Source organism: Chryseobacterium geocarposphaerae (genome assembly GCF_002797535.1).
Taxonomy (GTDB): domain Bacteria; phylum Bacteroidota; class Bacteroidia; order Flavobacteriales; family Weeksellaceae; genus Chryseobacterium; species Chryseobacterium geocarposphaerae.
Map to the genome: position 1 here is coordinate 1,518,280 of NZ_PGFD01000001.1, position 22,567 is coordinate 1,540,846.

Here is a 22,567-nt window from a genome sequence, read left to right on the forward strand (position 1 = left end):
CAAATGGAAGATTTTAACCAATTAATAGATATTGTTGATCAGCATCCAGCTTCAATCCTGGTGATACGGCAGCAGACGGAACAGCTTTTTCCTTCACATCAGCATGCTAAAGCCCAGTTGTTATTGGTTTATGGAGGTATCGCTTATTTACAAACGCAAGAAAAAGACTTCTATATCCCATCTAATCATTATATATGGATACCAAAAAACTATCCCCACAATTTAATGTTTAATACACAGGATCTTTATATCATCAATATCTATTTTCCAGATGATGAAGCGAGAGATTTTTATGATGAATTGGGTATTTATCCGGTGAGTAAGCTTCTGGCAGAAATGCTGTCATTTAGTGAAAAATGGCAAGGAGATTATTATCCGGGGTCCTGGGAATTTGAATTTTTATCAACACTTAAGAATGTACTCTCAAAAGAAAATCTTAAAAAATTTTCCATTCAACTTCCTACAACAGACGATCAGCGGCTCAATGCTATTATTGATCATATCAGAAATCGGTTAAATGAAAACTTCAGCTTAGATGCTATTGCCCGGCAATCCGGAATGAGTGTGAGAAGTTTGACAAGATTATTCCAAACGAAGCTGCACATCACTTTTGTTCAATACTTAAAAATGCTCCGGATAATCCGCGCCATGGAATTAATAAAAGATACGGATCTGAATATTACCGAAATCGCATATGAAGTTGGTTATTCAAACATATCAGCGTTCAGTAATAATTTTCAGCAACTAACAAATATGAGACCCAGTGAGTTTAAAATAAAGTAAAAGGATGTACAATCAATTATAGAACCTCATGGAACTTCTATGAAAATTCTAATTTTTTGTACTTATTATAGTTACCAACTATTGACCCCGTCCTGCAGTGCCTTTTCATAATTTTCCTTATTAAAAGAATATAGTTCCTGTGCTTTATGAGCACCACCCGTACGCAGTTCGTTCAATTTTGTCAAGATTCCCATATTTTTAATTTTTCTATAAAAATTACCCCGGTTAAGACTCTTCCCCAATATCGTTTCATACAACTTTTGCAGTTCCGTCATCGTAAATTTCTCCGGTAAAAGATTGTATCCTATAGGTTTATAGGTAATACGTTCTCTAAGAGTCAAGAGTGCTTTTTGGATAATTTCCTTATGGTCCATGGTAATACTATACTGATCCAGATTGTTGACATCCAGCCAGTCAAATTCTTCACTCATTTCATCTGCTTTAGGAGAAACATTATGATAGTTGACCAGTGCATAATACCCAATGGAAACAAATCTTTGCTTATGCCACAAGCTGTCTTCATAATCCGCAAAAAAATCTTCGCTTCGTCCATACTTTCCGAATACCGCAAACTCCTCCAAAAATATATTGGTTACCCCGGCACGCTGAGACAGAATTCTCACAGCAGCATCATCTATATGCTCTTTCTTTTGAAGATAACCACCGGGAAGAAACCATTGCTGGTTAAATTTCATCTTAATCGCAAGTACCTTAAGCTCATTTTCGCTAAAGCCGAAAATAACTGTATCGATGGAAATATGTGGTAAATATAGCTCATAGGACTCAACTGATTTCTCTAAGATCTGCTTATGGGGATTCATTTATTTTCTATTGTTTGACTGGAACAAATTTAAGGTCATATTTAGGAAGAACCAAAATTTGCGCCTCCAGATTCTATTTTTGGGTAATGTTCAGTTTACGATTTTTTAATATTTCCAAAGCTTTTCGACAGTATTCGCAACAACACTACAATTTAACAAGCTAATAATCAACAAAATACACAAATGTTAATTTTTCCTAACATTTCTTTTGGCCGTATCAAAAAAAGAATGTAATATTGGTTGCTTCCTAATGAAGCAACTAATATTTATATGAAAATATCACCCCCCTACCAGATATAATTCTTGTAGAAACCACTATTTATGATGCTAAAAATCAATTATTAAGATACTGCATATGCAATTCTATATCTCCTTGTAAAAATTAAACTTTAATAATAGATTGATTGATAATTATGAAAAATCCAAAACTGAAAATTTCCGCATTGGGACTGCTGCTTTCGTTCAGTGGGGCGTTCGGGCAACAGGTCGATAGCCTGGCAGTGAAAAATGCTGTGAATACTGCTACAAAAGGTGGAGAAGGTGTAAAGACTGTTACCACCAAAGAAGATAATAACAGAAATGTAATGTTAAATGCGGCCAACAATACAAGTCCAAGAGACGTGAATATCGGTCTGCCATCAACCGTTGGAGGAATAACGATCCTTGAAAACGACCTTCCCGTCGTTTATTTTTTCTGGCCTGAGTTACCCAATAAAACATGGAGACAAAGTGTAGGTCTGGAAAAAACCGGACTCCTGAAAATGGATCAATTAGCCAATACCATGGGAGATCTTGGTTTTGCAGTGAATTCTTACTCGCAAACCGGAACAAAAGATTTTAAATTAAAAGGAAAATTCACAACGAGTACTTTCGGTTGGTTACAAGGTGATGTAAATGCTTCAGGACCGATTTCTAAAAATGGCTGGACGTACACTGTAGGTGCTTTTGCCAACTTTGATCCGAGTACGTACAAACTAGGCTTTGCAAGAAATGCTGATGAAACAAAGATTTTCAGGGCAGGTGTCACCAAATATTTTAATAATGATAAAGGTAAAATCTCAATTTTATATAAATACGCAGATTCTTACAGCATTACCAATTATGCAGTTTTCCAATACGGCGAAAACGGGAAAGTAACAGAACTTGATAATTTCAAAATTGGTAGAGATTCTTATGTCGTACGAGACGGGCAGATGAAAATTAAAGATATTCTTACGGGAGAATCTTATTGGGCGTCCATGAGTGGCAAAGATAACAGGTCGACATCACACAACATTGATATTTTTGGTAATTACCTATTAAACAACGGATGGAATTTCAAATTCACTACAAGAGCGCATTTTTCAAAAGTGAAGATGGCCAATATGATTCCTTTAAGTATTTTCAATGCTAATTCTACGGCAGGATATACTTTAGCTTCCAATGGTCAGCCTTATTCAGGGCAGGTAGGAACTATTTTGGGGATGTACACACCAGAAACTCCAATTACCAGTGTTGCCGGTCGTTTTTCTTTGAATAAACAGCTAGGGAATCATAACGTGACATTGGGAGTATTGGAACAGTACTATCATGTTGACAAATTCACATCCAACCGTACTTTTTTCTTCCAGACTGTTGAACCACAGCCTCAGAGACTAATTGGTCCAAATACGGATGCTGATGGATTCTACAACTACAATGCAGGTGGAGAATACCATAGTGGAACAGAAAACAAACTTTCACTGTATGGTACGGATGAATGGAAAGTTACCGACAACTTTAATCTGAGTTATGGTTTACATTTGAGAAACCACATCCTTGACGGAGAATATTCTTTGACGCCGAGAACGGTTGGTTTCAGCTTTACAGACCCGAGTCAGTTCAACCATATCAGTCAAAGTTTCTTTCAGATTGCAGGAAGTCTAAATGCGACTTACAACATTACTAAGAACTTTGGAGTGTTAGCCAACTTCTTGTACACTGAAGAAAACAGAAGGTTGGAGAGTTATTCACAAGCTTTTGAACCGAATACTAATAAAATTAAAAGTCCGTTGGGAGCATTCGGGGTTTTCTGGAATACCAACTGGATTCAATTGATTTCCCAGGCGACTTATCTTAAAAAGAACAACAACCTGAACCGGTACAACCTTGTAAATCCTGCCAACAGTTCTCAGGCACAGACTACAACGGTTTATTACGATATTCAGACTTTGGGCTGGACGACGGATTTTGTTTTAAAACCATTCAAAGGATTTAATTTACATTATCTCGTGACGTTCCAAAATCCGGTGTATAAGAAATTTAATTTCAATGCCTTCGGAAAAGACTATAATTACAGTGATAACAATGTGTTAGGCGTTGCTAAAGTATTGATGGAAATCGACCCTAGTTATTCTATTGACAAATGGAGGTTCTGGGCAAGTTTCAGGTATTTCTCAAAACAATATGCGAACCTTACGAATGCCTTATACTTCGCTCCAAGATGGGAAACATTCGGAGGGGTAAGTTATACAGTTAACAAAAATATCAACATTGGTGCAACGGTCATCAACTTCCTGAACCAAAGAGGAGCCAGCGGAACCATCAACGGTGCTGAATTAATTACCGACGCAAGTCCATATTACGGAAAACTGTTAACAGGGACATACATTATGCCTTTAACGGGACAATTCTCAGTAAGCTTTAATTTCTAAAATATAAACAATGAAAAGAACGGTTTTAAATGTTGCTGCATTATTTTTAGGAATAACAGCATTTGCACAAAATATTCAGACGGTTACGAATTCTAAAGGTCCGGTTTTAGGATATTCCGCAGATTCAGGAGTGAAGATTCTGACAGTTGGCGGAAATAAATTCAAGGATTTAAATAAAAACGGAAAACTCGACAAATACGAAGACTGGAGACTTCCGGTTGACGAAAGAGCAAAAGATTTAGCTTCAAAAATGACGGTCGAGCAGATTGCAGGTTTGATGTTGTATAGTGGTCATCAATCGGTTCCTGCACCTCCAGATGGCATAAGAGCAGGAAAATATAACGGCAAATTTTATAAAGAAAGCGGCGCAAAAGCCTCTGATTTAACAGACCAGCAAAAGAAATTTTTAAAGGAAGACAACCTTCGTCACGTTTTGGTAACAACGGTTGAATCTCCTGCAATTGCAGCACAATGGAGCAACAATATTCAGGCTTATATTGAAGGTTTAGGATTGGGAATTCCTGCGAACAACAGTACAGACCCGAGACATTCCGCAACAGTAACAGCCGAATTTAATGAAGGCGCTGGCGGACAGATTTCTCTTTGGCCGGATGGTTTGGCAATGGGCGCAACATTCGACCCGGAATTGGTGAAAAAATTCGGAAATATTGCCGCTCAGGAATACAGAGCATTAGGAATTTCAACGGCTTTATCACCTCAAATCGACTTAGGAACAGAACCTCGTTGGTACAGAATTGCTTATGTTTTCTCTGAAAGTCCGGAATTGACAGCAGATATGGCCAGAGGGTATATTGACGGTTTCCAAACCACCAACGGAAGCAAGAATGGTTGGGGAAACAAAAGTGTAAATGCAATGGTAAAACACTGGCCGGGAGGCGGACCTGAAGAAGGCGGTCGTGACGGTCATTGGGCAATGGGAAAATTCGCGGTTTATCCGGGAAATAATTTCCAAAATCACGTAAAACCTTTTACAGAAGGTGCTTTCAAACTAGCTGGAGGAACTAAAGAAGCTTCTGCGGTAATGCCTTATTACACGATTAGCTTTAATCAGGACACAAAGAACGGCGAAAATGTTGGAAACGGTTACAGCAAATATTTAATCACAGATTTACTTCGTGGAAAATACAAATATGACGGCGTAGTTTGTACCGATTGGTTAATCACCGCAGACGAACCAAAATCTCCGGGCGGATTTGCCGGAAAACCTTGGGGTGCTGAAAAACTTTCCATTGCGGAACGTCATTATAAGGTGTTGGAAGCCGGAGTTGACCAATTCGGAGGAAATAATGATAAAGGGCCTGTTTTGGAAGCCTATCAAATGGGCGTGAAAGAACACGGCGAAAAAGCGTATCGTGCTAAATTTGAGCAGTCTGCAGTCCGTTTGCTGAGAAATTTCTTCAGAACCGGATTGTTTGAAAATCCTTATGTCAATGTTGAAGAAACCAAGAAAATCGTTGGTAATCCTGAATTTATGAAAGCAGGCTACGAAGCTCAGGTGAAATCTATCGTGATGTTGAAAAACAAAGCCAATATTCTTCCGATTAAAGAAAGAAAAACAGTTTACATTCCGAAGAGATATTCTCCAGCAACGTTCAATTGGTGGGGAGTTTATACAGCTCCGTCTCTAGAATATCCCGTTGATATCAAGAAAGTAAAAAAACATTTCAACGTAACCGAAGACCCTTCAAAAGCGGATTTTGCATTGGTTTTCGTGAAAAGTCCACACAGTGAAGAAGGCGGTTACAGCGACATCGATGCGAAAGAAGGAGGAAACGGTTATCTTCCGATTTCTCTTCAATACAAAACGTACACAGCCACAGAAGCTCGTGAAAAAAGTATTGCAGCGGGCGACCCGGTTGTTGCACCTAATGTTCACGACAGAACATTTAAAAACAAAACTTCGACAGCAACCAATTTCACAGATTTATTAGCCATAGAAAATGCATACAAAGCAATGAACGGAAAGCCTGTCATTGTTTCCGTAACAGCTTCTAAACCGATGGTTTTCAACGAATTTGAAAAGCACGCTGATGCGATTCTGATGAACTTCAATGTATCCAATCAGGCGGTTGTGGATATTATCACAGGAAAATATGAGCCTTCAGGGTTGCTTCCTCTTCAGATGCCTGCGAATATGGCAACCGTTGAAAAGCAAAAAGAAGACGTACCTTACGATATGGAAACACATAAAGATTCCGAAGGTCATAACTATGATTTCGGATACGGAATGAACTGGTCTGGTGTTATTAAAGATTCGAGAACAGAGAAATATAAAAAATAATTGATGATTCTGGGTCTGTATTTTACAGGCTCAGAATTTTATTTTTGAATGAAAGCGTTGCTAAAATCAAAAGTCAAAAAATGTAATATGAAAATCAGATACACAATCTATTCATTAATGCTAAGTTCATTAATGTTTGCCCAGGAAAACCTTGATTTCAGCGGAAAGAAAAACTTAATTTCTCCCGAAATCAACGGTCAGAATGTGACCTTTCGTTTGCTCGCTCCCAATGCAAACAGCGTAAAACTGCAGGGAAACTGGTTTCCGTCCAAAGGAATGGAGCCCGGTTCCGTAGATTTGCAGAAAGATAAGGACGGTGTTTGGTCGTTCACAAAAAATGATTTCAATCCCGATATTTATACCTACTCATTCGTTGTTGACGGCGTAAAAGCTAACGACCCGAACAATTCGTACCAGGTGCGTGATGTTTCGTCGGTGATGAGTATGATTTTGATTGACGGAAAACAATCTGAAAATTATAAAGTTCAAAATGTCCCGCACGGAACGGTTTCCAAAAGATGGTACCATTCAGATGGACTGAAAGAAGACAGAAGATTGACTGTTTATACACCTCCGGGTTACGAAAATTCTAAAGAAAAATTCCCGGTTTTGTATTTGCTTCACGGAATGGGTGGCGACGAAGAAGCGTGGATGACTTTGGGAAGAGCATCGCAGATTTTAGATAATTTAATTGCTCAGGGAAAAGCAAAACCGATGATTGTCGTAATGCCAAATGGTCACACCAGCAATTCCGCAGCGCCGGGCGAATCTTCCAAAGGGTTTTATAAAATCGATATGAGAACGCCGGATATTTTCAGTGGTGATATGGAAACCTTTTTCAAGGAAATTATAAATTTTACGGAGTCCAATTACCGGGTAAAAGCCGATGCCAAAAACCGTGCAATTGCCGGACTTTCGATGGGTGGATTCCACTCGTTGTACATTTCTGCCAATCAGCCGAAAACCTTCGATTATATAGGCTTATTTTCTCCGGCGATTCTTCTTCCTGACGAAAAGAAAAGCCCGGTTTATCAGAATTTAGACCAAAAACTGAAAACCCAGCAAAACAATTCGTACAAACTGTATTGGATTGCTATCGGAAAAACCGATTTTCTTTACAAAAACGTCACAGAATATCGTCAGAAGCTCGACAAAATGAACTTTAAATATCAATATGTAGAATCTGAAGGAGGTCACACGTGGAGCAATTGGAGAACCTATCTCAACGAATTTGTACCGCAATTGTTCAAGTAGGATATTAATATTTGGGCAGCTATTTCCGCCTTCCGCTCTCAATCTTTTTTGCAAGACGATTTCAGGTTACTAGAACTTAAAGTATAAGCAAAAAAGGATTTCCGTTCAAGTCGGGCTGCGTGAAATTCGCTGTTAAAATTAACAAAATAGGTTACAGCATTTTTGTCATTCAGAGCATAAACTGAAAGTTTACGAACGAAGTTCTGAAGTGAAGCGTGGAATCTAAACTTTCAATTCGTGCTTAGATTCCTACGGAAAGATAAAAAACTGTCAGTTTATTGCGGTCTTCGCTGAGCGAAACGCCTTTGCGAACGAAAAATTTGCATAACAACATTAAAAAAAACTTAGCGCTCTTTGCGTTAAAATTTAAAATCAAATCAAAATGAAAAAATTAATCATAGCAAGTATCTTCCTATTCGGAATAAACACCAACGCTCAAAAATCAATTCCATTATACCAAGGCAAAGCACCAGGCTCAGAAAACTGGACATATTCCGAAAAAGAAATGGATTCCGATTTATTCAAAACCCATTTGGTGTACAACGTTGCGGCTCCGGCAATAGAAATCTACGAAGCACCAAAGGCAAAAGCCAACGGAACAGTAATCGTAATCGCTCCCGGAGGTGGATTTCAAAGTCTTTCCATCAATAAAGAAGGAAGAGATTTAGCCAAAATTCTTCAGGAAAAAGGAATTACAGCGGTTGTTTTAAAATACCGTTTGCTGGAAACCAAAACCGGCGACCCGGCGCGCGAAATGATGGAAAACATCAAAGACAGGCCGGCTTTTGATGCGAAAACAGCACCGATCAAAGTAATGGCAGGAAATGATATTAAAACTGCCATTTCTTACATCAGAAAAAATGCAGCAAAACTCAATGTAAATCCGGAAAAACTGGGTGTTATCGGCTTTTCAGCGGGTGCAAGTGTGATTCTGGAAAGTGTACTTCATAGCGAAGATGTTTCTACCATTCCAAATTTTGCAGCTTCCATCTATGGCGGTCCTAGTGATGCGGTTTTAGGTTATCAGGTTCCTGAGCAAAAGTTGCCTTTGTTCATTTGCGCAGCAGACGATGACCAATTAAAATTGGCTCCGAAATCTATTTTATTATACACCAAATGGCACGATGCAAAACAACCTGTAGAACTTCATATTTATGAAAAAGGTGGTCACGGTTTCGGAATGGGAAAACAGAACCTTCCTGTTGATAAATGGTCGGATGTATATTTGGATTGGTTACGGTTTCATAAGTTTTTATAACATTTTAATCAAAAAAACAATCATATAATTTCTTTTACGGCAGTAGTTGTGCCTGCACAGCTTTCTGCCGTAATTTCAGAAATCCTTAATAATAACAAAAAGTAAAACATATTATGAACAAGAACGAAACTACTTTGCTGATGCTTTCGAAAAAAGCAAAGTTCGCAGGATTGTTCCTGGCTTTATTAACAGCTTCGCCTTTTGCAAAGGCTCAAAATAAACCTACGGTTACCGTTGCCGGAAAAATATTCAAAGACCTTAACAAAAACGGAAAGTTGGATGTCTGGGAAGATACAAGACTTTCGGTGGACAAAAGAATTGATGCCATTATCAAACAGATGACCAATGAAGAAAAAGTCAATCTTCTTATTGGAACAGGAATGCCCGGAATTGAAGTTCTGACCGGACCTGTCGGAGATTCAAAACAAGGTTTGGTTCCAGGAGCGGCGGGTGGAACAGCAGATTTCGAGAGGTTCGGAATTCCTGCGACGGTAGTTGCGGACGGACCTGCCGGTTTGAGAATTGCTCCAATAAGACCGAATGATTCAAAAACGTATTATGCAACCGCTTTTCCTGTGGGAACAGCTTTGGCTTCAACCTGGAATAAAACACTTTTGGAGCAGGTGGGAAAAGCAATGGGAAATGAAGTGAAAGAATATGGTGTAGATGTACTTTTAGCGCCCGCTTTGAATATTCAGAGAAATCCGTTGAACGGTAGAAACTTCGAATATTATTCCGAAGATCCTTTAATTTCGGGAAAAACTGCAGCCGCTATTGTAAACGGTATTCAGTCTCAAGGTGTGGGAACTTCCATCAAACATTTCGCCGCAAACAACGAAGAAACCAATAGGTTGACCATCAACGCTCACGTTTCTGAACGAGCAATGAGAGAATTGTACCTTAGAAATTTCGAAATCGCCGTTAAAGAATCTCAGCCCTGGACGGTAATGTCTTCTTACAATAAAGTGAACGGCGTTTATACATCAGATTCAAAAGATTTATTAACTCAGGTTTTGAGGAACGAATGGGGTTTCAAAGGAATTGTAATGACCGACTGGTTCGGTGGTTTCCCCGGATTTGAATCCATCAGAAACGGCGGAATCTCAGATGTTGTCAAGCAGATGAAAGCAGGAAACGACCTTTTGATGCCGGGAATTCCTACGCAGAAAAAAGTGTTGCTGGAAGCTTTAAATTCAGGGAAATTATCTCCGGAAACTGCGAACCTCAACGTAAAAAGAATTTTAGAATACATTTTCAAAACGCCGACTTTCGACCAATATCAATACAGCGACAAACCTAATCTTGCAGAACACGCAGAAGTGACAAGAAATGCAGCAACGGAAGGAATGGTTTTGCTTAAAAATGAACAAAATGCTTTGCCTTTTGACAACAAGCAGAAAGAAGTTTCGTTATTCGGAGTGACTTCTTACGCCTGGATTACAGGCGGAACAGGAAGCGGAAGTGTAAACAACAAACACACCGTTTCTTTATTGGAAGGATTGAATGCAGCAGGTTACAAATTAGACAAAGAATTGGTCAATTTATATACACCACACGCTGAAAAAGAATTAGTTGCCGAAAAAGAAAGAAGAAAAGCAAAAGGAATTTTGGCTTTACCGGAAAGACTTCCCGAAATAAAACTTGATGATTCATTTTATGCTAAAAAAGCGCAAACTTCGGAAATTGCTTTCGTGACGTTGGGAAGAAACTCAGGAGAAGGCGGTGACAGAGTTGTTGATAATGATTTCAATTTAGCAACAGAAGAAATTGAAATGCTGGATAAAATTTCCAAAGCTTTCCACGCAAAAGGAAAGAAAGTCGTTGTAATCCTGAATATCGGAGGCGTTATCGAAACGGCTTCGTGGAAAGATAAAGTCGATGCTATTTTATTAGCTTGGCAACCGGGTCAGGAAGGCGGACATTCCGTTGCAGATGTGATTTCAGGAAAGGTAAATCCTTCCGGAAAACTAACGATGACTTTCCCTGTGAATTACGCAGATCACGCTTCGGCAAAGAATTTCCCGGGAGTTCCTGCAGATAACCCGAAAGATGTGACGTATCAGGAAGGGGTGTATGTTGGTTACCGTTATTTTAACACGTTTGGCGTAAAACCTTCGTATGAATTCGGTTTTGGGAAATCTTACACGGATTTTGCGTATTCAAATATTAAAACGAACTCAGAGACTTTTAATAACCAATTAGAAATAACTGTTGATGTAAAAAATACCGGAAAAGCTACCGGAAAAGAAGTCGTTGAATTGTATCTTTCAGCTCCGGGGAAAAATATCGACAAACCAAAATCTGAATTGAAAGCTTATGCTAAAACCAAAGATCTGAAACCTAGAGAATCCCAAACCATTACTTTGGTATTAAATCCGAAAGATTTAGCATCATTTGAAACCGCAAAATCTGCGTGGGTTGCAGAAGCCGGAAATTACAAAGTATTTGTCGGAGCTTCTTCTTTAGACATCAAACAAACAGCAGAATTCTCTGTTCCGAAAGAATTAGTGGTTGAAAAAGTTCAGCACATTCTACCTGCGGATGAAAAGTTTGAAGATCTAAAGCCTAAAAACTAATACATCATTTCAATTATCAGAACGACCTAATTTGACTGTATTGCGAGAAATAATATTCAGGAATTAGGGATATTTAATATTTCATTGTTTGACAACGCCAATACTTTTTGTATTGGCGTTGTTTTTAGTAGAAAGCGCAAAATCTAAAATAGATTCAAAGATTTGATTTGATCAGTGACATAATGCTGGATTTTTATAATGCAAATTTCCAACAACGCACACAAGAAAAAGTATCTCAATTCCCGAAATATGTAACAGAATCTCTGTTCGTATCTAATTGCATGAAATTTTTGAAGCTTCTTTTTTTTAATCAAAGCTATTTTTATGATTTTTTGAGCCAATGACGGAAAACTTCAGACAAAGTAAAAATATGATAAAATTCTCCTATTTTCTTTTTAGTACATAGCATTACAACCATTTGTTAATTACTCCATTTATGATATTGATTCCATTTGTTAATTTTTAACAAAAATTTAATTTATATTTAATAATTTACATATATTTATGCAAAACTAATAGATAAATCAAATGAAAATTAAAAATTCAACAAACATATCATTTGTTTACATTTTCAAAAATATTTACTCCGAAAGTAATCTCACAGAAAGATATTTATATTCTACATCACAGTTGCCCCAAGAAAATCTTAAGGATTATACTTTTTTATAAAACGGGTAATCAATTATTATCATGTTCACAAGGATAAAAGCCAGGAAACTGATAGCTAAAAACGACATCATTAATCACCTTTAAATATTTAATTATGAGAACAAACAAAATGTGGCTCCTAGCCTTTCTGTTAATCATTCTTTCCAGCTGCTCTACGCTGGAAGAAAAAAGTTTAATGGAAGAACCTGAAACAAATCTAGGTGCCGGTGCAAGAGCATTGGCGGCAACACCAACTCTGCATGTCGGAGGCAGATACCTCAAAGATCCGTGCGGCAATAACGTTGTCTTACATGGGGTTGCCATAACACCTAGCCCTTGGTTTAACGGGTGTCAATATGGTGCCAATTCCGGCTACTGTACCTGGGACAATTATAATGTTCAGGGGGCTTTGAATTATAACAAAGCTGTCATGGACAAACTCAGCAACCCTACCGATGGCTGGTATCTCAATTACATCCGTCTTCATATCGATCCGTATTGGACCAATGATCCCGGACCGGCTATTCCTGAGAACGATATCTCAAGATTCAATTATAACCGTCTGGTCACCTATACGGATCAGGTGATCATTCCACTGATCAACCATGCCCGCAGCCTGGGAATGTATGTCATCCTGCGTCCGCCAGGCGTATGTCCAAATCGTATTGCTGTGAACGATGCTTATCATAGCTACCTTAAAACCGTATGGACCTTTTTGTCACAACATCCGGGTCTAAAGAACGCTGACAACGTAATGTTCGAATTAGCTAATGAACCTGTTGAAATCCTGGGAACAAACGGCACATGGGGATCTACGGGTAACGAACATTTTGCAGCACTTAAAAACTTCTTCCAGCCTTTAGTTAGCATTATCCGTAACAATGGAGCAAATAATGTTTGCTGGATACCAGGTACGGGATGGCAATCACACTATCAGGGCTATGTCAATAATCAGATCACAGGGGGAAATATAGGCTATGCTGTTCACATTTATCCTGGTTACTGGGGTGGTGTCAACAATTATCAATCTTTTCAAAATGCATGGAATATCAATGTTAAACCAATCGCAGACATTGCACCAATCGCCATTACAGAGACTGACTGGGCTCCGCAGGGATATGGCACCTTCGGTATTGGTACAACCGGTACTGCGGGCGGAAACGGATTTGGTGCAAATTTAAAGTATATCGTAGATCAATCAGGCAATGTGAGCTGGAATCTCCTTGCCCCGGATGATCTGCTCCACAAGGGTGATCCCAACGCTGGAACAGCCTTCAACAATGATTGGGAAGCTTGTGCCGCCCCGGTCAAACAATGGTTTCAGCAATACGCGTCCTCTAACTATCCTGTTGGAAACTGTAATACCACCAGCAGTCTGGTCAATAATGGTATTTACGAGATCGAGTTCCAGACCGATGCCAACAAAGTACTCGATCTAAAAAATGGAGAAGACGCCAATGGCGCAGTACTAAGACCATGGACAAGAAATGGGGCTAATGCACAGCGCTGGGTTGCTATTGATGCCGGCAATGGCTACTGGCGTTTTGTATCTAAAGCGAGTGCTTCCAATCGTTGCATTGACCTGACTAGTAATAGCAATACACTGGGAACATCAATCCGGCTTTGGCAGAACTATACTAATGATGCGCAGGCGTGGCAGGTAGTTGCCGTCTCCAATGGTTATTACAAAATCCTGTCAAAGGTAGATGCCACACGTGGTTGGGATATTCCCAACTGTACCATGGATGGTAATTCAAACCTACAGCTTTGGGATTATTACGGGACATCCTGTCAATTGTTTAAGTTCAAGTTTATAGCGATGAATTAAACACATGGACGAGAATAAACATTGTTTTAAAGAACTTCAAGATTTAGGTTATATAAAATAACCATGTTGGCGTCAACTACCTTCAGTTGACGCCATTTTTTATATCAGAAGGGACTATTCTTACTTCGGTTCCATTATTTCAAAGTTTTTTTTATGTCGTTCAGAAAATCAAATACAGGAAAGACATCCCCTTGATTGGTCAATGCAATGATCGTATTCCCGTTTTTCAGATCTCTCCAGAACAGGCTTCTGAAACCGGCCAATCCACCCGTATGTTGAGCAATCATCGAACCGTCAGATTTCTCGATAAACCAGCCCGATCCATATTCAGAATGGGTACCGTCCTCCAGAATCGGTGTCTGATATAGTAATTTAGTACTTTCTTCTGATAATAGTTGATTGGTTCTTAGCGCCTTGTCAAATTTATAAAGATCTTCTGCCGTAGCATAAATACCGCCGTCTCCTGTGGTAAGAATAGAATAATCATCTACTTTTTTATCCCTGTTATACCCTATAGCTTTATCGGGAATGACTGTATTAGATTCATAAACTGTGGTGTGATGCATTTGCAAAGGATCGAAAATATTCTTTTTCAAAAATTGGGCATAGGACATTCCGGAAATCTTTTCGATAATTAAGGACAGGATAATGTAACCAGAATTGCTATATTGAAATTTTGTTCCGGGTTTGAAGGCTAATCCGTCCTGATTTTGAAGCCAATGGATAACCTCATTATTGGTCAAACCTTTTTTTGTAAGTCTATTTTCATAATCTCTTATTCCTGAGGTATGATTCAGCAATTGCTTTATGGTAATATGATGGGCATAGGAAGGAAGATCGTCAACAAACTTTACGGCATCATCATCGAGTGAAAGAAGTCTTTTTTCCGCCAGTTGAAAAATGGCAATGGCAGTGAAGGGTTTACTTAATGAGGCAATATAAAACGGGGTTTCTTTTGTGAGCTCCACTTTTTGATCCAAATCCCGGTAGCCGAAAACGGTATCTATAATGACTTTATCATTTTGAGCGATTAATATGCTTCCATTGAACTTTCCTTTCCGGTAATAGTTATTAATCACTTCATCCGGAGTTTGACTCGTAGTCTGACACCCCATTACTATTAAACAGAAGATAAAATAAAAATGTTTCATATAAACCCTAGACTGTATTATTTATAGATGTAAGAATTTCTTAGCTTAAAGATTTGTACTGGATGTAATGATAGCTGGTTTCATTTTATTTTGTCCTATTGATCGTTTCTTCATACCCATCATCCCAATACATTTTAATAGCATTACATACATTGTTGCTATCCGTTATAAACTCTACTTGATAATCAGTGCCTATCTGGAATAAATTAGCTGTTATGGCTATTGCTTTTCTTGGTTCGTTACTTTTTTGATTGGTATCCCTAAACATTAGCTGATTGCCTGAAAGCGTAACTTCAAACTCCGAAAATCGTCCTGCAAACTTGGTTGCCTCTGTTGGATTGATGATTACATTTGAGGATTTTGATTTATTAAAATTGATTTGCCAGTTAATTTTCCTTTTCTCATCTTCATCTTTTTCGGTCAGTAATTTTTGATTCAGAAAGTGATTTTGAGCGGTCAAAATACAATTTTGCTCTTCTGTTTCAATGTCCGGAATTACGCCAACACCTTCCCAATCGGTTTTAGTGATAACATTTTCTTCACGTGAATATGGAATAAATGCTACAAAGCCATTTCCCATGCTGAAACTTCTTGTTGCATGAGCACCGCCTTTTGATGTATTTCCAATGATAACAGCCTTTTTCATACTTTGTAAAGTGTAAGCAAAACTTTCAGCAGCCGAAAAGGTTCTCCTGCTTGTTAGAATATATAAAGGCATTCCTAATTTTAAACCGTCTGTTATTTCCTTTTTATTTCCAATATAAGAATCTGTCCATTTATTTTCGATTCTGTTATAAGTTTTCCCTGTGTAAGTTTTTGTAGGAAAAAAGTAACTTAGAATTTCACCTAACATTTCACCGTTACCTCCGAAATTATTTCTTAGATCAATGATCAATCCGTCAGTATGGGAAATAAACTGCATTGCTGAATGTACTGTCTTTCTTGCAGAAGGACTGGGAACAGCGAAGTTTGTAAATTCTATGTAGCCCATATTTGAAGGCATAATTTCTAACTTTTTAAAATAGAAATTTTGTTTTTCATCTTTTTTAATTTGGTCTGCTAAAATTGCATTTGACCCTTTTTTATTGGCAAGAAATTTTATGATGTCTTTTTCTAATCGGGGATTATATTCAATTCGCAAATGATTGTCTTCATTTACTGAACGAAGTGCTTTTTGAATCTCATTGGCGAATTGGTTGGGGTCTGTGACAGACCTAAATATATTGTTTTGAGTTTGTTGCTTCAAAAAGTCTGTCATTACTTTTGCCTTATCAGGGAAAACATAATTATTGATCAGCGAATTACAAATGCTGTTTACAACTTCTATTTTCGTTAAACTGTCAATCTTTTGCGACTCATTATTTTGAGCAAAAAAAAGTTGTCCAATGAAAATGAATAAGCCCTTCAAAATGTTTTTCTGTATCATTTACTGTCCGTTTTAAAAACCATTAATAAACTTTCTGAGCTTAGATTAATTACGCTGTTTTTTGTAAACATATTCATGTCTTTTAATCCATGCAGTTTCTCCGGAAAAAAGGACATCTTTCTGTGTGGATAAAGAAGTATTGCCTAATATGTAAGTCTGTCTTATGGTTGCTTTCTTACCATCGTTTCCATCCTTGCCTTCTTTTTCAGTTATGATTCTTATATCGCCGTTGGAAAGTTTTGTCCTGGAAACCAGCTTTTCTTTACCAATGTATTGCCCATCTTTTGAAATAGAAAGAGTATCGGTCTTATTTGCACTTTTTTCTTTGGGATAAGTGTGAACGAAAAGGAATTCATTCGTGTTGGAAATTCTTTTTATCTCAAGATCCGCAGACATCATATAAGGTTTTCCGGAGCTGTAATCCAGATAGGTTAATTGCCCTGTCCAGTTTCCTTCAACCTTCATAAAATCATTGATTAGCCGATTGGATTTTTTCTGAGCCTGCATTAATATTACTGTCAGTAAGAAGAACCCGATAAGTAGAATGTTTGTTAATTGTTTCATATTAATTCTTTTGATTAATTAATTTCACTTATATAAATCTTTCAACATTTTACCGCCTCAGAATGAGAAATTGATTGTGTGATTTTTAGTTTATATTTTAAGACAATTATTATTTTAGAACTATTACATTTCGGTTTGCCCGTATATGTTTTGCCTGATCTAAATTCAATCAATTTCTATTAATTAATTGAATCGTATAATCCAGTTCCACATCTTCCTTATTGATCCAATTTTCGAATGTAGTTGCTGTTTCGTGATCCGGTATTGTACCGCGGCCGAAATTTTTATCCAGATCAACCGCATTGGTGTATTTCTGTAAAGGTATAGTAATAACCAGCCCGGTCGGAATTTTAGCCTGGCTCAGCATTCCGCTTGTATTGCCCTGATAACCGCCACCCGTTTCCTGCCCGATCACTATAGCTTTTTTGTTATGTGATATTACTGCCGTAAAATCAGCACAGGATGAAAGACACAGACCATTGATTAATAGATAACTATTTCCTTTAAAATTCATCTTGGCAGGTTCCTGCGGTTCGTAGTAATCGAATTCTTTTGTGATCCAGGATTTTTTCCAGAGATACAATCCGTTATTTTCTTCAGGTTTTTTGTAGAACATCTTGTTGACACCTTTAATCTCCTTCGCGACAGCTTCTGTAACTTCAATCTTATCCCAGTATCTGAATGTCTTGTCGAAGAAGAAAGATGCCAGCAAAGCTGCATTATCATCTGTCCCTCCTGTATTGTTCCTTACGTCAATGATAAGATCTTTGATATTCTGTTGTTGCAGAGTCTGGAATACGTCCTTGATAAATTTCTTAAAATTCTGCCCGCTTTGCTTTATTGCAGTATCGGCAAAGGAATGAATTTTTAAAATAGCTATCCCATTTTTCACCTCAAACTCAAGGGGTAAATCATAGTTCTTTTCAAGCTGTTCTAAAGGAGGAAAAACATCTTTGAAAGCTCCATTTAGCTCAAAGGTCTGATCAATGCCTTCTGATCTCACAACCACTTTAAAAACTTTGGGCGCATCTATTATTTCCTGATACCAAAATGGAAATCTGTAATTCAGCAAAAGAATTTTTTCCGTTTGGTTATATCCGTCTGATGGAATAGCATCGAGCAATTTATTTAATATCGCTGAAATCGGAGTTCCATTAATTGAAACCAATTCTACCCCCCTTTTAATACCTTTATTTTCCGAGTAATTCTTTGAGATTAATACCTTCTGATTCTTGGCATCTACAAAAATTTCTAACGGCAACAAAGTATTGGAAGCATTAATAGAAGTCTTGGATTCTTCCGGCAGCTCAATTCCGGTATGGAGGCACCCGATCTTAGCAAACAAAGGTTTCAATTTTCTGTAATATTGCAGTTGGGTCAAAGAATCCTGAATGCTCTGTCGAGTGGAATCAATTAAAAATCCAAATTTTTCCTTGTCTGTATATCTGTAGAATCCGGGATGTTTTTTGCTGATCTCATCCATTAATCCTGATGTCCATTGACGTAAGCTATCTGCCGGATATTTTTGCTCAGGTTTAAATTCCTTTGTCTGCCCAAAGAAATTTAGCGTTGAAATTATCAATAGCATAATTATTAATGCCGGTTTGATAAAATAATTTCCTTGTTTTGATAGATGTATCATTGTTATGCTATACAAAAAGATTTAAGTTTAATACAAGTTAATTTTTCTTTCTCAAAAGTCCTTCCAACACTTTTTTCCCGTTTTCGTTATCGGGATTGAGTTCAACAGACTTTTGATACATTTTGATGGCTTCTTCTTTTTGTCCGTTTTCAAGAAGCGCTTCTGCATAACTATCAAAGGCATTCCAGCTGTTGGGGAAGAGATCAACATTTGTTTTTAATGTTTCAACAGCTTGTTTGTAGAAATGTTTTTCCGGCAAATGATAAGGATTGTTGTTCCCCATAAAATCATACCCGAGCGTGTTCATTTCATTCTCACTCAGATAATAATTAAGCGTATCTTTTCTTAAGCTTTCCAATGTTTCTCTCGCTTCTGTTGCACCTTTGTTAAGTAAAATATTTCCATAGATCTTGGCAATATTTTTTTTGGGTGTATCCACTTTTTTGCGGTTCAGAAGCATCATAACTTTTGTAGCATTTTCGTGGGCATTGAAATGAGCATTGTCAAACAGGATGACGGTTTGATGTTTGGTGACGTTTCTGAGAATATTGGAGCTCAGTCCCATTGCTGCCCCACTGTGGTACACCAGTTTTCCCATTGTAGAGTCTTTTTCAATTTCCCAGCCTAATCCGAATTCATCGGGATTATTTTTACCGTTATTTAATTTTACCGGGACAAATGCTTCTTCCAGGGTCTCTTGTTTTAGCAAAGTGTTATCATAAAGTGCTTTGTCAAATTTCCATAAATCCCGGATCGTACTTATATAATCGGCAAATCCTCTGAAGGCATAAGAATGCCAGTATTCTTTCACATAAGGAATTGAATTGGATTTAACAGGATTATCATCATACAAATGAAGATAGATGTGAGGAAATGCAAAATTTTTTATTTCAGCTCTGTTGAATTGCTCAGGTAAAGGGAAAAGCACAGTTTCTTTCATCTTTGCCGGTCTAAGAATATTTCTTTTAATGTATTTTTCATAAGATATTCCCGAGACTTTTTCAACAATCAAAGCTAGGATAAGATAGTTGATATTATCATAATTTCCTTTTTCACCCGGTTGATAAACAAGCGGTTGTTTGTTTGCAATAACTCCCGGAAGAAAATCTTCGTTGGTGAAAACTTTATCGGGATTTTCTTTTTGCTCTTTGTCAAAAAAAGCATTGTAAGGTGGAAGTCCGGAGGTATGTGAAAGCAAATGTCTGATCTTTATTTCCGGGTAAGGAAACCCCGACAGATACTCCGTAACAGGATCTGTTATTTTCAGTAAACCCTTTTCCTTGAGCTGCAAAATAGCAGTTGCTGTAAATATTTTTGAAATACTGGCAATGGGAAAAGTGATATCGGGTGTATTTGGCGCTTTGATTACGTGATCTGAAAACCCAAAAGATCTTTCATACACAATCTTATTGTTATCAACCACTAAAACATTGCCACTGAATTGTTGATTTTTAGCCAATGCATTGAAATAATCATCGATTATCTTTTCCTTTGATTGCCCGGAAATTTTTACCAATAATAAAAGAAGAAAGCTGGTTAAAAGCAGTTTTTTATGCATATTCAATGTATTTTGTATTATAAGCTTGTTTAACCACAAAAGGAACAAAAGACTTTAGATAAAGTTTTAAAGTTTACTATAAACGAAGAAAAGAACGCATAAGCATTTAAAAATCTTTGATTTTTATTCTTTTGAGAGCTTTTGTCATTTAAAATACATTTACAAATATCTTTTGTGTCTTTTGTGGTTAATTTAAACAGATTTATTGTATATCCTGATATTTTTTATAAGAATCATAGCGAATAATAAAGCCTATCCAGATGACAAGCAAAACAGCAATTAGTATCAACTCTGTCTGATGAAGGCCATTTCTGAAAAAATTATTCAGCGAATGAAATCCGGATACAGCCAGTAATGAATAGGTCTTATTATAGACTTTGCCAATTCCCCAAGTCCCTAAAAACAAGATACCAAGAAAAATCAAATTAGAAGTGGTGAATTCAAAATTCAGATGCCAGATAAACCATAAAACGGCGATAATGATGATACTTTGAAGCTTCGGCAGATCTTTTAATTGTTCCTGTAAAAATCCGCGCCAGCCGATCTCTTCCAATAAACCATACACCAAAACTGTGGAAAGCAGCACAAAAGGAAATTGTCCCTGCTGAATATAGCTGACTGTTCCAATAAGCAAGACCGGAACAATCCAGAAAACAAGAAAAGGCAAAAATATGTTTCGGTAATTTCCTTTCAGGGAAAGCTTTAAGGGAATATTAAACAATTTAACCGAAACAAAAGCACCGATAGCCGGACCAATTCCTCGTAGTAAAATTTTTATAAATTCGTTGTCGGTAAAGTCAAGCAGATTGGTTTTCACTGCCAAAAAGCGAAACAGAATGGCAATAGCATAAAAAACGATAATGCTTCCAAGTCGTTTTCTTTCTTTCATATTTTTTTGAATTAGATCATCCAAAATTAATTATAAGAAAGCCAAATCCACTTGACGATGGGTAAGTTTTACTTCCCGGTAACTCTTTTTCTGAGGCGGCTAAGACTTTCCGCAGTTAACCCCAGGTAAGAAGCGATTATTTTGAGAGGTGTACGCTGGAAAATTTCAGGGCGTTGGCTAATGAGATTGAGATAACGTTCTTCCGGACTCAGTGTCAGAAGATTGATCTGATCCTGTTGTTTTCGCAGGAACAATATTTCGGGGATCGCTTTGCCAATTCTTAATCCTGTTTCATTACGGGAATAGAGCTCATTGAGATCTGGATAGCTGATCGACCATAATATACAATCTTCCAATGCCTGTGTTTTAATGCCTGAAGGCTGCTGTTTGAGGAAAGAAAAATAATCGCTCATAAAACTGTTTTCATACAGCAAATTGATGCAGATATCTTTTTTCCCGTTCCAAACGAATAGGCCGACAGAACCTTTGGCTACAATATTCAAATATTTTTCTACACTCTGATAATCTTTTATGACCTCATTTTTCTGAAATTCTCTGACCTCTATTTTTTCTGAAAAACGCTCCCAGATATTGGTCTCAGCATTATAGAATGGAGAAAAAACATTTTGAATTTCTTGTGGTGTAGGCATATATTCTGTTTATATACGCAAATTTAATATTTCCAGCCATATTACTAATTGGAATCATCCTATTCTCCACCTATTCTTTGTAAAATTACCCGTCTTAACCGTTCTTCATGCTGATCTCCCCACTGTCCCAAAGCGCCTACGACAGGAATCAGACTTTCACCAAACTCAGTTAAGCTATATTCTACTTTTGGGGGTACGACAGGGTAAATTTTCTTCGTGACCAACTCGTGGTCTTCCAACTCTTTTAGCTGGATATTTAAAACCCTTCGCGATGCATCCGGAATTTTACGCTGCAATTCGCTCGGTCTTTTATGTCCCTGATAAATAAACCAAAGAAGACGGATTTTCCATTTGCCATACAGCACTTCACCGATCAGGTCAAGACCACAATTCAGATTCGGAATTATTTTTCTTTCATACATAATGTAAAAGTAAGCGTATGTTCCGATTTGTACAATAGGGGAATAATTTATCCCTATATGAATCGTAATTCCGTACTTGTATGAACTGTTTTTATACCCCAATTTTGTCCTATAAAACAAGTC

16 protein-coding genes are annotated in these 22,567 nt (G+C 37.5%); 7 read left to right on the top strand and 9 right to left on the bottom strand.

Features of this window, described 5'->3' with window-relative positions; all coding sequences use genetic code 11:
- Positions 1 to 3 precede the first annotated feature (3 nt).
- Entirely contained in the window at positions 4 to 783 is a 780-nt protein-coding gene (locus CLV73_RS06725; RefSeq protein WP_100376074.1) for an AraC family transcriptional regulator, read from the top strand.
- A gap of 71 nt (positions 784 to 854) precedes the next feature.
- Here CLV73_RS06725 and CLV73_RS06730 read toward each other — a convergent pair whose 3' ends face one another.
- Complete coding sequence (locus tag CLV73_RS06730) at positions 855 to 1,604, bottom strand: NUDIX hydrolase (protein WP_100376075.1); 750 nt, start codon at positions 1,602 to 1,604, stop codon at positions 855 to 857.
- A 413-nt stretch (positions 1,605 to 2,017) separates the two neighbouring features.
- Between CLV73_RS06730 and CLV73_RS06735 the strand changes: the two genes are divergently transcribed.
- The 6 genes from CLV73_RS06735 (at position 2,018) to CLV73_RS06760 (ending at position 14,142) form a co-directional block, all read left to right on the top strand.
- The gene (locus CLV73_RS06735; RefSeq protein WP_228424269.1) at positions 2,018 to 4,276 is read left to right on the top strand and encodes a TonB-dependent receptor; all 2,259 of its coding nucleotides are present in this window, start codon (positions 2,018 to 2,020) and stop codon (positions 4,274 to 4,276) included.
- A 10-nt stretch (positions 4,277 to 4,286) separates the two neighbouring features.
- The gene (locus tag CLV73_RS06740; protein WP_100376077.1) at positions 4,287 to 6,578 is read left to right on the top strand and encodes a glycoside hydrolase family 3 protein; all 2,292 of its coding nucleotides are present in this window, start codon (positions 4,287 to 4,289) and stop codon (positions 6,576 to 6,578) included.
- Between the two features lie 87 nt (positions 6,579 to 6,665).
- Positions 6,666 to 7,832, top strand: a complete 1,167-nt coding sequence (locus CLV73_RS06745) for an esterase (RefSeq protein WP_100377010.1) — start codon at positions 6,666 to 6,668, stop codon at positions 7,830 to 7,832.
- A gap of 382 nt (positions 7,833 to 8,214) precedes the next feature.
- On the top strand, positions 8,215 to 9,090 hold the full coding sequence (locus CLV73_RS06750; protein WP_100376078.1) for an alpha/beta hydrolase: 876 nt from the start codon (positions 8,215 to 8,217) through the stop codon (positions 9,088 to 9,090).
- Positions 9,091 to 9,203: 113 nt separating this feature from the next.
- A complete protein-coding gene (locus CLV73_RS06755; RefSeq protein WP_100376079.1) occupies positions 9,204 to 11,666 on the top strand; it encodes a glycoside hydrolase family 3 C-terminal domain-containing protein in 2,463 nt (820 codons plus the stop codon).
- A 763-nt stretch (positions 11,667 to 12,429) separates the two neighbouring features.
- A complete protein-coding gene (locus tag CLV73_RS06760) occupies positions 12,430 to 14,142 on the top strand; it encodes an RICIN domain-containing protein (RefSeq protein WP_100376080.1) in 1,713 nt (570 codons plus the stop codon).
- A gap of 134 nt (positions 14,143 to 14,276) precedes the next feature.
- On the opposite strand, the gene CLV73_RS06765 is transcribed toward CLV73_RS06760, so the two are convergent.
- The 8 genes from CLV73_RS06765 to CLV73_RS06800 all read right to left on the bottom strand — a co-directional run bounded on the left by CLV73_RS06765 (position 14,277) and on the right by CLV73_RS06800 (position 22,546).
- Positions 14,277 to 15,293 carry a serine hydrolase domain-containing protein gene (locus tag CLV73_RS06765; protein ID WP_100376081.1) on the bottom strand — a complete coding sequence of 339 codons (1,017 nt, stop codon included), beginning with the start codon at positions 15,291 to 15,293 and terminating at the stop codon, positions 14,277 to 14,279.
- An 85-nt stretch (positions 15,294 to 15,378) separates the two neighbouring features.
- Positions 15,379 to 16,719, bottom strand: a complete 1,341-nt coding sequence (locus CLV73_RS06770; RefSeq protein ID WP_100376082.1) for a S41 family peptidase — start codon at positions 16,717 to 16,719, stop codon at positions 15,379 to 15,381.
- 45 nt (positions 16,720 to 16,764) lie between these two features.
- Positions 16,765 to 17,283 carry a hypothetical protein gene (locus tag CLV73_RS06775; RefSeq protein WP_100376083.1) on the bottom strand — a complete coding sequence of 173 codons (519 nt, stop codon included), beginning with the start codon at positions 17,281 to 17,283 and terminating at the stop codon, positions 16,765 to 16,767.
- Between the two features lie 169 nt (positions 17,284 to 17,452).
- Positions 17,453 to 18,871, bottom strand: a complete 1,419-nt coding sequence (locus CLV73_RS06780) for a S41 family peptidase (RefSeq protein ID WP_157798741.1) — start codon at positions 18,869 to 18,871, stop codon at positions 17,453 to 17,455.
- Between the two features lie 91 nt (positions 18,872 to 18,962).
- Entirely contained in the window at positions 18,963 to 20,483 is a 1,521-nt protein-coding gene (locus CLV73_RS06785; protein ID WP_100376085.1) for a serine hydrolase domain-containing protein, read from the bottom strand.
- Between the two features lie 202 nt (positions 20,484 to 20,685).
- Positions 20,686 to 21,372, bottom strand: a complete 687-nt coding sequence (locus CLV73_RS06790) for a CPBP family intramembrane glutamic endopeptidase (protein WP_100376086.1) — start codon at positions 21,370 to 21,372, stop codon at positions 20,686 to 20,688.
- A gap of 68 nt (positions 21,373 to 21,440) precedes the next feature.
- On the bottom strand, positions 21,441 to 22,022 hold the full coding sequence (locus CLV73_RS06795) for a Crp/Fnr family transcriptional regulator (RefSeq protein WP_100376087.1): 582 nt from the start codon (positions 22,020 to 22,022) through the stop codon (positions 21,441 to 21,443).
- A 59-nt stretch (positions 22,023 to 22,081) separates the two neighbouring features.
- On the bottom strand, positions 22,082 to 22,546 hold the full coding sequence (locus CLV73_RS06800) for a winged helix-turn-helix transcriptional regulator (protein ID WP_228424271.1): 465 nt from the start codon (positions 22,544 to 22,546) through the stop codon (positions 22,082 to 22,084).
- Positions 22,547 to 22,567: the final 21 nt, after the last annotated feature.